This window comes from Bradyrhizobium sp. 62 (assembly GCF_023073035.1).
GTDB lineage: Bacteria > Pseudomonadota > Alphaproteobacteria > Rhizobiales > Xanthobacteraceae > Bradyrhizobium.
This window is the reverse complement of record NZ_JADPIT010000015.1, coordinates 668146-681049: the sequence shown is the minus strand read 5'-3', so window position 1 is coordinate 681049 and position 12904 is coordinate 668146. Positions and strand designations below refer to the sequence as shown.

11 protein-coding genes and 1 pseudogene are annotated in these 12904 nt (G+C 65.0%); 4 read left to right on the top strand and 8 right to left on the bottom strand.

The annotated features are described in order from the left end of the window. Positions 1 to 131: 131 nt before the first annotated feature. The 4 genes from hflX to IVB47_RS13675 form a co-directional block, all read right to left on the bottom strand. Entirely contained in the window at positions 132 to 1514 is a 1383-nt protein-coding gene (gene hflX / locus IVB47_RS13690) for a GTPase HflX (RefSeq protein WP_247462117.1), read from the bottom strand. An 11-nt stretch (positions 1515 to 1525) separates the two neighbouring features. Then, positions 1526 to 1774, bottom strand: coding sequence for an RNA chaperone Hfq (hfq, locus tag IVB47_RS13685; RefSeq protein WP_007591126.1), 249 nt, complete (start codon positions 1772 to 1774; stop codon positions 1526 to 1528). A gap of 237 nt (positions 1775 to 2011) precedes the next feature. Beyond that, entirely contained in the window at positions 2012 to 3382 is a 1371-nt protein-coding gene (locus IVB47_RS13680; protein WP_007591127.1) for a sigma-54 dependent transcriptional regulator, read from the bottom strand. Positions 3383 to 3397: 15 nt separating this feature from the next. Then, positions 3398 to 5791 carry a PAS domain-containing sensor histidine kinase gene (locus IVB47_RS13675; RefSeq protein WP_247462115.1) on the bottom strand — a complete coding sequence of 798 codons (2394 nt, stop codon included), beginning with the start codon at positions 5789 to 5791 and terminating at the stop codon, positions 3398 to 3400. A gap of 174 nt (positions 5792 to 5965) precedes the next feature. Here IVB47_RS13675 and IVB47_RS13670 point away from each other — a divergent pair, with 174 nt between their 5' ends. Further along, positions 5966 to 6112 (top strand): hypothetical protein, encoded by a 147-nt coding sequence (locus tag IVB47_RS13670; protein ID WP_247286081.1) that lies wholly within the window; start codon positions 5966 to 5968, stop codon positions 6110 to 6112. Positions 6113 to 6280: 168 nt separating this feature from the next. Here IVB47_RS13670 and ntrC read toward each other — a convergent pair whose 3' ends face one another. Genes ntrC through dusB form a run of 3 tightly spaced genes read right to left on the bottom strand, consistent with a single transcriptional unit; the run spans position 6281 to position 9906 of the window. Continuing rightward, positions 6281 to 7723 (bottom strand): nitrogen regulation protein NR(I), encoded by a 1443-nt coding sequence (gene ntrC / locus IVB47_RS13665; protein ID WP_027566921.1) that lies wholly within the window; start codon positions 7721 to 7723, stop codon positions 6281 to 6283. 9 nt (positions 7724 to 7732) lie between these two features. Further along, entirely contained in the window at positions 7733 to 8908 is a 1176-nt protein-coding gene (locus tag IVB47_RS13660) for a nitrogen regulation protein NR(II) (protein WP_027566920.1), read from the bottom strand. Beyond that, complete coding sequence (gene dusB, locus IVB47_RS13655; protein ID WP_247359282.1) at positions 8905 to 9906, bottom strand: tRNA dihydrouridine synthase DusB; 1002 nt, start codon at positions 9904 to 9906, stop codon at positions 8905 to 8907. The genes IVB47_RS13660 and dusB overlap by 4 nt, the downstream gene beginning before the upstream one ends. Before the next feature lie 281 nt (positions 9907 to 10187). Between dusB and IVB47_RS13650 the strand changes: the two genes are divergently transcribed. Then, positions 10188 to 11369: a bifunctional 2-C-methyl-D-erythritol 4-phosphate cytidylyltransferase/2-C-methyl-D-erythritol 2,4-cyclodiphosphate synthase gene (locus IVB47_RS13650; RefSeq protein ID WP_247462114.1), complete on the top strand. Its 1182-nt coding sequence runs from the start codon at positions 10188 to 10190 to the stop codon at positions 11367 to 11369. A 3-nt stretch (positions 11370 to 11372) separates the two neighbouring features. Beyond that, on the top strand, positions 11373 to 11981 hold the full coding sequence (locus tag IVB47_RS13645; protein WP_247462112.1) for a CinA family protein: 609 nt from the start codon (positions 11373 to 11375) through the stop codon (positions 11979 to 11981). An 18-nt stretch (positions 11982 to 11999) separates the two neighbouring features. Here IVB47_RS13645 and IVB47_RS13640 read toward each other — a convergent pair whose 3' ends face one another. Then, positions 12000 to 12425 carry a GFA family protein gene (locus tag IVB47_RS13640; protein WP_027566916.1) on the bottom strand — a complete coding sequence of 142 codons (426 nt, stop codon included), beginning with the start codon at positions 12423 to 12425 and terminating at the stop codon, positions 12000 to 12002. 295 nt (positions 12426 to 12720) lie between these two features. Here IVB47_RS13640 and IVB47_RS13635 point away from each other — a divergent pair. Next, a pseudogene (locus IVB47_RS13635) lies at positions 12721 to 12904 on the top strand (hypothetical protein); the annotation flags it as partial.

Genomic DNA, 12904 nt, shown 5'->3' with positions numbered 1-12904 from the left:
AAGGCCGGGACCCATAACCACAGGGAGGAGTTGGGCGAAGGCTTGGAGTGAAAATGTTCGTCGGTATGAAGACCGCCCTGCCTCGATAGATCACGGGGTATGGGTCCCGGCCTTCGCCGGGACGACACCTGTTATGCCGACAGTCGCGGCACGGCGTCAAACCGGTTCACCACGATGTCCCGCTTGGTCTCGTCCACCCGGACCGTCATGTTGAAGCGGCCGTCGTGCAGCTCTTTCGCCAGCACTTCGGAATTCCGATGCAGCCAGCTGATGCCGGCGCCGTCGGAGGCATCGATCGAGAGGTCGAGCGTGATGCGCTTGGCAGCCAAGCGCTCCTCGATCGCGGCGAGCAGTGCGTCGACCCCCTCGCCCGACACGGCCGACACCAGCATCGCCGGATGATCCTGCGGCCTGCGCGCCGCGATGTTCAAAAGCTCTTCGCGCTGTTCGGGACCATAACGGTCGATCTTGTTCCAGACCTCGATGATGCGGCCTGAGTCATCGGGATTGATGCCGAGTTGGCGCAGCACGGCGTCGACGTCGCTCTGCTGCGCCTCGGCGTCGTCGTGCGAGATGTCGCGCACATGCAGGATGACGTCGGCTTCCAGCACCTCCTCCAGCGTGGCGCGGAAGGCGGCGACGAGCTGTGTCGGCAAATTGGAGATGAAACCGACGGTGTCCGACAGCATCGCCTTGCCGCCATGCGGCAAGGTGAGCGCGCGCAGGGTCGGATCCAGCGTGGCGAACAGCATGTCGGCGGCCTGCACGTCGGCGCGGGTCAGGCGGTTGAACAGCGTCGATTTGCCTGCATTGGTGTAGCCGACCAGCGCCACGACGCGGTACGGCACGCGCTGGCGGCCTGCGCGATGCAGGCGGCGTGTGGCCTGCACCTTCTTCAGCTCGCCCTCGAGCTTGGAGATGCGCTCCTGGATCAGGCGGCGGTCGGCTTCGATCTGGGTCTCGCCGGGACCGCCCATGAATCCAAAGCCGCCGCGCTGGCGTTCGAGATGGGTCCATGAGCGCACCAGGCGCGAACGTTGATAGTTGAGATGCGCGAGTTCGACCTGGAGCGAGCCTTCCTTGGTCTTGGCGCGGCGGCCGAAGATTTCCAAAATGAGCCCGGTACGGTCGAGCACCTTTGCCTGCAGCTCCTTCTCGAGATTGCGCTGCTGGATCGGCGCAAGCGCGCAATCCATCACCACGAGCTCGACGTCGAGGCTCTTGGCGAGCGCAGCGATCTCCTCGACCTTGCCCTTGCCGATATAGGTCGCAGGGCGGATCTGGTTGATCGGCGCGATGATGGCATCGGCAACGACGAGATCGATCGCGCGCGCGAGGCCGGCAGCTTCGTCGAGCCGGGCTTCCGCGTCACGCAGGACATGAGCTTCCGATTGCGCGTCGGCATTGCCTGCGCGCACCCGCAAATAGGGACCGATGACAAGCACCCGCCCCGTCTGCGTACCCCCTGCCGACCGCGGACGGTCGGCATCCCCGTCGAAATTCCGGGGTTCCAATCAGATCACTCTCAAGCCGGCTGGTCCTCGCCGCCTTCGAACAACTGGATCGGAGCGCCCGGCATGATGGTCGAGATCGCATGCTTGTAGACGAGCTGCGAGTGACCGTCGCGCCGAAGCAGCAAACAGAAATTGTCGAACCAGGTCACGATGCCCTGGAGCTTCACTCCGTTGACCAGAAAGATCGTCAGTGGCGTTTTGGTTTTGCGAACGTGATTAAGGAATGTGTCCTGCAGGTTTTGTGCGCGGTCTGCCGCCATTGTTTTTTTCTCGCTTTGAGTTTCTTTTTATTGCGCCGGTTGCGGCCCTCTTTTGAAAATCCGGGGTCCTCGTCCGGTGCCGTCCCTCATGAGATCCCCCTCGGAGGGACAGCGGTTCGATTAGAGGACAGGTAGGCTTATTAGGCAAGCCGCTTCACGCGGCAGGCCGCGCCGTATTGCCCCGAAAAACTACGGAAATCGATGATTTTCCTCGCCTATTCCAACGACGTCGCAGCGTTAGCCGACGCCGAGCGCCTTCAACTTCCGGTGCAGTGCCGAGCGTTCCATGCCAACAAACTCGGCCGTGCGAGAAATATTTCCTGAGAAACGGCTGATCTGTGCAATCAAATAGTCGCGCTCGAACACTTCGCGCGCTTCGCGCAGCGGCAGGCCCATGATGTGTTCGCCATTGTTGCTGGTCGGCATCGCCGGCACCATGGAGCCGACATCCTGCGGCAGCATGTCGGCAGTGATGATGACCTCAGGCCCGCCCGCGGCCAGAATCATGACTCTCTCAACGTTGTTGCGGAGCTGGCGCACATTGCCCGGCCAGACATGCGACTGCAGCACCGCCATCGCGTCCTGGCCGATCTGCCGCTTGGGCAGGCCGCTGCCCGCGGAGATCTGCTCCATGAAATAGTCGATCAATTCCGGAATGTCCTCACGCCGCTCCGACAATGCGGGCACGCGGATCGGCACCACCGAGAGCCGATGATAGAGATCCTCGCGGAAATGGCCGGCCGCGATCTCTTCTTCCAGATTGCGCGCGGTGGAGGAGATGATGCGGACGTCGACCTGGACCTTGCCGTTGCCGCCGACGCGCTGGAACGACTGCTCGACCAGCACGCGCAAGATCTTGTTCTGGGTCTCGCGCGGCATGTCCGCGATTTCGTCGATGAACAGCGTGCCGCCGTGGGCCTCTTCGAGCGCGCCGGGCTTGCGCGCGTGCTCGCCGTTGGACTGCTCGATGCCGAACAGCTCGTGCTCCATCCGCTCGGGCGTGATCGCAGCGGCGTTGATGACGACGAAGGGGCCGTCGGCGCGGCCCGAGGCCGTGTGCAACGTGCGGGCGGTCAGTTCCTTGCCGGCGCCGGCGGGACCGACGATCAGGATGCGGCTGTTGGCCTTGGCCGCACGCTCGATGGTCTGACGCAGCTGGTTCATGCTTGGCGAGCGGCCGACCAGCGAGCTTGCGCTCGGCGCGAGCTGCTTCAGCTCCTTGACCTCGCGCTTGAGCCGCGAGTTCTCCAGTGCACGGTTGGCGACCAGGATCAGCCGGTCGGTCTTGAACGGCTTCTCGATGAAGTCGTAAGCCCCACGCTTGATCGCGGCGACCGCGGTCTCGATGTTGCCGTGGCCGGAGATCATCACGACCGGGAGATCGGGGTTGTCCTTCTTGACCTGCTCCAGGAGCTGCAAGCCGTCGAGCTTGGAGCCCTGCAGCCAGATGTCGAGGAACACCAGATGCGGCCTGCGGTTGGCGATCTCGGCGAGCGCCGTATCGCTGTCGCGCGCGGTCCGGGTCACGAAGCCCTCGTCTTCGAGGATGCCCGCAACGAGATCCCGAATATCGGCCTCATCATCGACAATCAGAATTTCACTTGCCATGGGTCGCCTGTTTTCTCAGCTGCCTGTTGAGGCTTCGATCTTCGTTGAATCATTGGTCTTTTCAGCCGGCTCTTTGGTTTCGACGGCCGCTTGCTTTGTTTCCGGATCCTTGACGGATTGCGTGGCCGTTTCGCCGATTTCCGGCTTGGTCGTTGCCCCGCCCGCCGGTTCGGCCCCCTCGCTCTTCGCGGGAGCGCCGGAGATCGCAAAACGCATCCGCATCCAGGCGCCACGCTGGCCCTCGCGGAAGTCCGAGGCATCCTTCAGCTCGATGCGCCCGCCATGGTCTTCCAGCACGCGACCGACGATCGCGAGCCCAAGGCCGGTGCCCTTGGCGCGTGTCGTCACATAGGGCTCGAGCAGGCGCGAGCGCGCCACCTTGGGCAGGCCGATGCCGTTGTCGACGACGTCGATCAGCACGTCCTCGTCCTCGCGCGAGACCACGACGTCGATCCGGCCCTTGCCGAGCTCCTCCAGGGGAACCTGCTCGATCGCCTCGGTGGCGTTCTTGACGATGTTGGTGACGGCCTGCGAGATCAGCCGCCGGTCGAACTGGGCGCGCAGCGGGTCTTCCTTGAACTCGGCCTCAATATCGATCTCGGGGTGGGCGACCTTCATCAGGAACACTGCCTGCCGCACTGCGTCGGCGACGTCCTCACCCTCCATCACCGGCTTCGGCATCCGCGCAAAGCGCGAGAACTCGTCGACCATGCGGCGGATATCGTCGACCTGACGCACGATGGTGTCGGTGCACTGTTCGAAGATCTGCTTGTCCTTGCCCTCGGTGATGTCCTTGCCGAATTTGCGGCGAATGCGCTCGGCGGAGAGCTGGATCGGAGTCAGCGGGTTCTTGATCTCATGCGCGATGCGGCGCGCGACGTCGCCCCAGGCCGAGGTGCGTTGCGCCGAGACCAGCTCGGTGATGTCGTCGAGCGTGATGATGTAGCTGTCGTGCGGCTGGCTGGTCTTCTCGGCGCTGACGCGGACCGACAGATTGCGTTCCTGCCCGTCCCGCGTGATCGTGATCTGCCCCTGCACCAGGCGCTGGGTCCCTTCCCGCGCCGTCTTCATCATCTCCTCGAGCTCGGGCAGCACGTCGGAGAGCGGATGGCCGAGCGTCTCGGCTTCGGAGTGCCCGATCAGCTTTTCGGCGGAACGGTTGAGAATGCCGACGCTGCCTGAATTATCCACGCCGATGATGCCGGCGCTCGCGGACGACAGCACCGCCTCGATGAAGCGGCGGCGGCTGTCGATGAGGTCGCTGGCGTTGACGAGCTCGTCGCGCTGGCTGCGCAACTCCTCCGTCATCTTGTTGAAGGTCTCACCCAGCTGGGCGAGGTCGCCTTCCGACTGGTGCACCGGCACTTTCACATGGAGATCGCCTGTCGAGACCGTCTGGGCCGCGTTCATCAGTCGCCGGATCGGCGAGACCAGCGAGTTGGCGAAGTTGAGGCCGATCAGCACCGAGGCCATCAGGATGGTCAGCGCGATCACCGCGAACATCAGCGCGAACGCGACCTGGATGCCGAGCCGGCGCGACTCGATCTGGGCGTATTCGGCGACGCTGACCTCGGTCTGCTTGAGCTGGTTGACGACATTCGGATCGAGCGGCCGCGCGACGTAGAGGAAGGTGTCGCTGAAGGCGCGCAAGCGGACCACCGCGGCGACGAAGCTCGCATCGGGCAGCACCGCGATCTCGGGCTCGGATTCGTTGACGTTGCTGAGGAAGTCCGGCGCCGGCGGCGAATAGGCCAGCCGCATGCCGGTATCGGCGGATTCGAGAATGTTGGTGTTCTTGTCGATGATCATCGCGCCCGGCAAATTGCGCGAGGCGGCGCTGGACGTCAGCAATTCGCGAAAAGAGCGGCGATCCTGGTCGTAGAGCGGCCGGGCGTGGGCGATGTCGTTGGCCATGCCGAGAATGTCGCCCCGGATCAGCTGCGCGTGGTCCTGCATGTAGGCGCGCGCGATCGTCAGCGAATTCTGGATCACCTCCTTGGTCGGGCCGGAGAACAGGCGGTCGAGGCCGCGCTCGATGGTGACGTTGGCGACGACGGCGACCAGCACCGCCGGCAGCACCGCCACGATCGAGAACAGGCTGACGATCTGGACATGGAGGCGCGCCGCCGCCCTGCCCCGCCGTCGCGCCAGGATCAGCTGCCAGAGCTCGCGGATGATGATGCCGACCAGCAGCAGGATCGTGCCCGCATTGATCAGATAGAACGAGCGGACAACCGCAGGGGTCGGCTCGATCGACGTGAGGCCGGTCAGGACCAGGAATGTCAGGCAGGCCGACAGCAGGGCCAGCGCCACGGCGAACGGCGCCAGCCAGCGTCGCGCCGACCAACGCCGGGGCTCTTCAGCTGGGGCCGTGTCAAAGGATGCGGCCGAGGTGTCTGCGCTGGTCATTCCGGCAATGGGTGCTGAAAAACGGGGTCCGCGGCGGGCGGATACTGATGTATTCGTACCACATTGTTGCCGAATTGCGACAATTCCGCGGCGCCCTCGCCGCGACCGACCCGCGCATCCACAGCGACATGCCGGAGGGCGGGAACGCATTCCGGCCCTCACGGCTTGACCAGCATGCACAGGTTCTTTCTCGCAATGATGGTGTCGGCCGTGCTGCTGCTGATCGTGGCGGCCGACCTCCTGGTCAACGGTGTCGGGGTGCAGGAGCCCAATGCGAACGTCGCCAGCGCGATACAGGTCGCAGGCCGGTTTGTCAGATAGGTGTGAGGCCGCATCCCGCGGCTGAAATCATCGTTTGAATGTTCCTGAGGAACATTTCAGTCCGGTCCGGACTTCTGCTCACCGCGTCAGCCACAACGGCCAGCGCGATCCGGACAGGCTCAGCTCCGCTTGGTAGGGGGAGCTGAGCCACCGTCCGTTGCGGGGATGCTACCCCCCGCTCCGGTACACCTGGATATCGAGATCCCGGATCTTCTTCCGCAGCGTGTTGCGGTTGAGGCCGAGCAGATCGGCCGCGCGGATCTGGTTGCCGCGGGTGGCGGCGAGCGCGGCCGTGAGTAGCGGCACCTCGATCTCTTTCAAGATGCGGTGATAGAGGCCCGGCGGCGGCACGCCGTTCGGGAAGCCCTGAAAGTGCGAGGAGAGATACGCTTCCACGGCGCCGCCGAGATTGTCGACGCCATGCTGGACTGCGGCACCCGGGCTAACCGTAGGTGGCGCCAACTCGCCGTCGATGACGGAGCCCGTGATCACGTCCTGCGGATAAAGCGCCGCGAGGCGACGGGCGAGGTTCTCGAGCTCGCGTACGTTGCCCGGCCAGCGGTGTTGCTTCATCCGCTCCAGCGCCAGCGCGTCGAGCTTCTTCGGCGGCAGTCCGTCCTTCTCGGCCAGCGCGAAGAAATGACGGATGAGATCGGGCAGATCCTCGATGCGCTCGCGCAACGGCGGCAGCCGCAGCGGCACGACGTTGAGACGGAAGAACAGATCTTCGCGGAACAGGCCCTGCTGGATCAGGACGCGCAGATCCTTGTTGGAGGCCGCGACGATGCGCACGTCCGTCTTGATCGGGGTGCGGCCGCCGACCGTGGTATATTCGCCCTGCTGAAGCACGCGCAGCAGGCGCGTCTGCGCCTCCATCGGCATGTCGCCGATCTCGTCCAGGAACAGCGTGCCGCCCTCGGCCTGCTCGAAGCGGCCGGAGGCGCGGGTGTTGGCGCCGGTGAAGGCGCCGCGCTCGTGGCCGAACAGTTCGGATTCGATCAGGTCGCGTGGGATTGCCGCCATGTTGACCGCGACGAACGGGCCGTTGCGGCGCTTGCCGTAGTCGTGCAGCGCGCGCGCCACCAGCTCCTTGCCGGTACCGGACTCGCCCGTGATCATCACGGTGAGGTCGGTCTGCATCAGGCGCGCCAACACACGATAGATCTCCTGCATTGCCGGCGAGCGGCCGACCAGCGGGATCGCCTCCATCTCGGCGTCCTCGTTCGGCGTCGAGACCCGCTCCTTCGGCTCGGCCAGCGCGCGGCCGACGATGGCGATCAGCTCCTTCAGGTCGAAGGGTTTCGGCAGATATTCATAGGCGCCGCGCTCGGAGGCGCGGATCGCCGTCATGAAGGTGTTTTGCGCGCTCATGACGATGACCGGCAAATTCGGCCGCATCTTCTTGATCCGCGGCAACAGGTCGAACGCGTTCTCGTCGGGCATTACCACGTCGGTGATGACGAGATCGCCCTCTCCCTGGCTGACCCAGCGCCACAGCGTCGCGGCATTGCCGGTCAGCCGCACTTCGTAGCCGGCGCGCGATAGTGCCTGGTTGAGAACCGTGCGGATGGCGGTGTCGTCATCAGCAACGAGAATGCTACCTGCGGGCATCGTTAATCCTCATTTTGCCCCCTGTGACGCAGACGACGACTTCCCGGCAGAGCCGTCGCGACTGCTTTGATCGGCATGTTTCACCGATGTGGAATACATCGGCATCAGCACGCGGAAGGTGGTCTTCCGCGGCTGAGATTCGCATTCGATGATGCCCCCGTGATCCCCGATGATCTTTGCGACCAGCGCGAGGCCCAGACCCGAGCCGGTCTGCTTGGTGGTGACGAAGGGATCGAACAGGTTTGGCAGAAGATCGTCAGGCACGCCTGGTCCGTTGTCCTTCACGCAGAATTCGAGCGGCAGGGATACACGGGATTTTTGACCGGGGACTGACAGGCGCACGCCGGGGCGAAACGCGGTGGTGAGCTGGATTTCGCCGTCGGGAACGTCGATCAGCGCTTCGGCGGCGTTCTTCACCAGGTTGAGGAACACCTGGATGAGCTGGTCCTGGTTGGCCAGCACCGGCGGCAGCGAGGGATCGTAGTCCTCGACGAAGCGGATGTTGCGGGCAAAGCCGGACTGCGCCAGCCGTTTGACGTGATCGAGCACCGAATGGATGTTGACGGGGCCGCGCACCACGGGGCGCTCGTCGCCGAACACCTCCATGCGGTCGACCAGCGTCACGATACGATCGGCCTCGTCGCAGATCAGCCGCGTCAGCATGCGGTCTTCCGAGGAGGCCTGCTGCTCCAGGAGCTGCGCCGCGCCGCGGATGCCGGAGAGCGGGTTCTTGATTTCATGCGCCAGCATCGCGGCGAGCGCGATGACCGAGCGCGCGGCGCTGCGATGGGTGAGCTGGCGGTCCATCTTGTCGGCGATGGAGCGCTCCTGGAGCATCACCACGATATGGCCGGGCCGTTCCGTGACGGGGGCAACATGCAGATCGACCTGGCGGTCTCCGCCCATGCGTGGCGTGCCCAGATCGACCTTGTATTCGTTGACCGGCGCGTTCGACGAACGCACCTGATCGATCAGCGCCAGCAAGGGGCTGCCGAACGGCACCAGCTCTTTCAGCGACTGCCGCTTCAAAAACTGCGTCGAGATATCGAAGAAGGCTTCGGTTGCGATGTTGGCGGCGACGATCTTGCCGTCCGGTCCGATCATGAGCACGGGATTGGGCAGTGCATCCAGGATGGCATCGCTGTCGGACGGAAACGGCCGACGATGTTCAGCGGCTGAGCTCATGCAGCGGCGCTCCATGCGAAGTCGTCGAAGGCATCTTGCAGTGACCGGTGGACAAGGCGCGGATCCTCCGAGGTGAGGATTTTCTGGCGCCAGGATTTCAGTTTCTCGGCCGGCGCGCGGCTCACGTCGGCCGCGACGTCGAGCGCCCAGCCCAGATGTTTTCGCGCGTGCCGCAGACCGATGCGCAGGCCGTAGAGCGCGCAGACGCCCTCATAAAGCGTGCGGACGTAATGCAGCTGCGTCTCGAGCGACGGCGTGGCTTCCGCCGCCCCGCCCCTCAAGCGCCGGCCGATCTGGCCGGGCAGCCAGGGCTGGCCCTGCGCACCGCGGCCGATCATCACGGCATCGGCGCCGGAGGCCTCTAACGCCGCGAGCGCCTTCTCGAAAGTGGTGATGTCGCCATTGACGACGAGCGGAATGGAGATGGCCTCGCGTACGGCGCGGATCGCGTCCCAATCGGCCTCGCCCTTGTAGAACTGGCAGCGGGTGCGGCCGTGCACGGTGACGAGCTTGATGCCTGACGCCTGCGCGCGACGCGCCAGTTCCGGCGCATTGCGGGTGCGGTCGTCCCAGCCGAGCCGCATCTTCAGCGTCACCGGTACCTTCACCGCCGCGATCGTCGCTTCGATCAGGCTGACGGCGTGGTCGAGGTCGCGCATCAAGGCGGAACCGGACTGGCCGCCGGTGACGTGACGGGCCGGACAGCCCATGTTGATGTCGATAATGTCGGCGCCGTCGGCTTCGGCAATCCGGGCGCCCTCTGCCATCCAGTGCGTCTCGCAACCGGCGAGTTGGACCACGTGCGGACCGATCCCGGTGGCTTCGCAGCGCAACCGGGACATCCGATGGCCATTGGCGAGTTCGTCGCTGGCCGTCATTTCGGACACCACCAGACCGGCTCCCAACTCCGCGGCCAGCCGGCGGACGGGCGAGTCAGTCACCCCCGACATCGGCGCCAGGAAGACCGGGGTGGCGACATCAATATCGCCTATCTTCAATGGCTTAGAGCCTGATACTGCCGAGCCGGTCACAGGGGTCTCGTTGCGTTGGCAGCGCCTCATCGCGCCTGCCATGACCTATCTTGCGCACAATTCTTGTGCAGTCAAGCGTCATGCCTACAGTTTAGACAGTTCTGACAATCTTTCAAGTGCGGTGCAGCAAAATGCTGTTTCCCACAATCCGGGGAAACCCCCTTTTTTTGCGGGCCTGCCGTGCTAGAGGCATGCGGCAATCACCCCACCCCCGACTCTCTTCATCACCAAATGAGTATTTGAGTCCTATGGCGAAATCACAGCGCACCGCAGTCGTCCTCGTCGCGGCCGGACGCGGCCTGCGCGCAGGCGCCGGCGGCCCCAAACAATATCGCGAGATCGGCGGCGTGCCGGTGATCTATCGCGCCATGGAGGCCTTCAGCCGTCATGCGGACGTGTTCGCGGTTCAGCCGGTCGTGAACCCCGACGACGGCGCCATGTTCACGGCGGCGGTCGCAGGGCTCAGCCACGAGGCGCCGGTCAAGGGCGGCGCGACCCGGCAGGCCTCGGTGCTCGCGGGTCTCGAAGCGCTCGCCAGACACAAGCCCGACATCGTCCTGATCCACGACGCCGCGCGCCCCTTCGTTTCGGAAGGCGTGATCACCCGCGCGATCGATGCGGCCAGCCGCACCGGCGCCGCGATCCCCGCCGTTCCCGTCACCGACACCATCAAGGTCACCGGCGAGAACGGTAACGTCGAGGACACGCCGGATCGGGCGCGATTGCGGATCGCACAGACGCCGCAATCCTTTCGCTTCGACGTCATCCTCGAAGCGCATCGTCGCGCGGCCAAGGACGGCCGCAGCGATTTCACCGACGATGCCGCGATTGCCGAATGGGCGGGATTGACGGTTGCAACCTTTGAAGGCGATGTTGCCAACATGAAGCTCACCACTCCCGAGGATTTCGTGCGCGAGGAAGCGCGGCTGGCCAGCCTGCTCGGCGACATCAGGACCGGCACGGGCTACGACGTCCACGCCTTCGGCGAGGGCGACCATCTCATGATCTGCGGCGTGCGCGTACCGCACACCAAGGGATTCCTGGCCCATTCCGACGGCGATGTCGGCCTGCATGCGCTGGTCGACGCCATCCTCGGCGCGCTCGCCGACGGCGACATCGGATCGCACTTTCCGCCCAGCGACGCGAAGTGGAAGGGCGCCTCCTCCGACCAGTTTTTGCAATACGCCATCGAGCGCGTCACCCAGCGCGGTGGCCGCATCGCTAATCTCGAGGTCACGATGATCTGCGAACGGCCGAAGATCGGTCCCTTGCGCGACACCATGCGCGCGCGCATCGCCGAGATCTCCGGCGTCGACATCTCCCGGGTCGCGGTCAAGGCGACCACTAGCGAGCGGCTCGGCTTCACCGGCCGCGAGGAAGGCATCGCGGCCACCGCGAGCGCTACCATCCGCCTGCCCTGGAGTGTCTAGGCCATGGCCGGCAGCGACGCACGCGCCCTCTCCCGCTCGCTGCTCGATCTGTGCCGGATGCGCAAGCTGACGATCGCGACCGCTGAATCTTGCACCGGCGGCCTCGTCGCGGGTGCGCTGACCGACATTCCCGGCTCCTCCGACGTGATCGATCGGGGCTTCGTCACCTATTCCAACGACGCCAAGCGCGCGATGCTCGGCGTCGAGGCCGGCACGCTTGCGAATTTCGGCGCCGTCAGCAGGGAGACCGCAACGGCCATGGCGGTCGGCGCGCTGGAGCGTGCCGGCGTCGATCTTGCAGTCGCTATCACCGGCATTGCCGGCCCCGGCGGCGCCACGCCCGGCAAGCCGGTTGGCCTCGTGCATTTCGCCGCCGCCGCGCGCGATGGACGCATCATTCACCGCGAGCATCGTTTTGGTGCCATCGGCCGCACCGCCGTGCGCCAGCGCTCGGTGGTCGAGGCGCTGCGCATGCTGATGGATCTCGCCCGCGGTCCAGCCCAGGCCAAGCCGCGTCGTGAAGCCGCGGTAACCCGCCTTCGCCCCCGCGTGACACGCTCGCCGCGCCGACATGTGGCGAAGCGCAGGCCGCCGCGGTCGCCGCGCGGCTGAGCCAGGCAACCACCACCGTCAGTCGGCCGAAATGAAGCGGAGCGTGCCGGCCCGCCGCGTCGGCTGGCCGGTGTCGTTGGTGTGGTTGATGCCGTCCATGACCGGTACCTCAGTGAAATCGAACGGGCTTACCCCATCCAGGCAGGCGACGTTGACGGCATAGAGAGATTGGTCGGATCGTCGCTGATGGTGCGTGTAGATTCCGCAACGGGAACAGAAGAAGTGCTGCGCTGATCCGGTATGGAAGCGGTAGCTTGTGAGCGCATCCTCGCCCTGGAGGAACTTGATCCCGCCCATTGCCGCCATGACGACGACGGCGCCGCGCATGCGGCAGTAGGAGCAGGTGCAGCGGCGGATCGAATTGAAGCCGTCGCTGAGCGTCGCCTCGAAACGCACCGTGCCGCAATGGCACTGGCCAGCCCGAACGTTCGTGTCGCCCATCATGTTGCCGATGTCTCCCGTTGCTGTCGCTTGTACGATATCCCAGATTGGGAAACCAAGCCCGTCACGCGGCCGAGCAGCATTCCACGCGAACGGTCCCGCAGCCCGGATGGCGCGAAGCGCATCCGGGCCACAAGACCTTGCGTTCCCCGACGGGCAAAACACACAAACAACGGGTCAATCCGCTCGCGCAAAGATATTCCATTTTACCGAAATTCGGCTTTGGCGTATTCAGCCCGCACCTCATCCCTGTCAGAGGGGCGTATCGCGATCGTCACAAAACGTGGGATGAGCTGCGGTGGACGCTAGTCACATCGGCGCGAAGGGCTTCGCCGGGCGGGAAACGGTGAGCGAAGGCATCGCGCACACGACCGATGCTATTAGCGTACGGCAAAACCGTGTCGTCCTGACGCCCGGGGTCTGTGCGTCAAGTCTTGTGGTGATGTGGGCGGCCCGACCGGGCACGCGCATCAGCCATCCGC

Bases quoted from the DNA above. Each gene is read 5' to 3' on its own strand.
- IVB47_RS13645 (WP_247462112.1), top strand. From the start codon at position 11,373: ATGGCCGGCAGCGACGCACGCGCCCTCTCCCGCTCGCTGCTCGATCTG.
- ntrC (WP_027566921.1), bottom strand. From the start codon at position 7,723: ATGCCCGCAGGTAGCATTCTCGTTGCTGATGACGACACCGCCATCCGC.
- IVB47_RS13680 (WP_007591127.1), bottom strand. From the start codon at position 3,382: ATGGCAAGTGAAATTCTGATTGTCGATGATGAGGCCGATATTCGGGAT.
- IVB47_RS13675 (WP_247462115.1), bottom strand. From the start codon at position 5,791: ATGACCAGCGCAGACACCTCGGCCGCATCCTTTGACACGGCCCCAGCT.
- IVB47_RS13660 (WP_027566920.1), bottom strand. From the start codon at position 8,908: ATGAGCTCAGCCGCTGAACATCGTCGGCCGTTTCCGTCCGACAGCGAT.
- IVB47_RS13670 (WP_247286081.1), top strand. From the start codon at position 5,966: ATGCACAGGTTCTTTCTCGCAATGATGGTGTCGGCCGTGCTGCTGCTG.
- IVB47_RS13650 (WP_247462114.1), top strand. From the start codon at position 10,188: ATGGCGAAATCACAGCGCACCGCAGTCGTCCTCGTCGCGGCCGGACGC.
- hfq (WP_007591126.1), bottom strand. From the start codon at position 1,774: ATGGCGGCAGACCGCGCACAAAACCTGCAGGACACATTCCTTAATCAC.
- IVB47_RS13640 (WP_027566916.1), bottom strand. From the start codon at position 12,425: ATGATGGGCGACACGAACGTTCGGGCTGGCCAGTGCCATTGCGGCACG.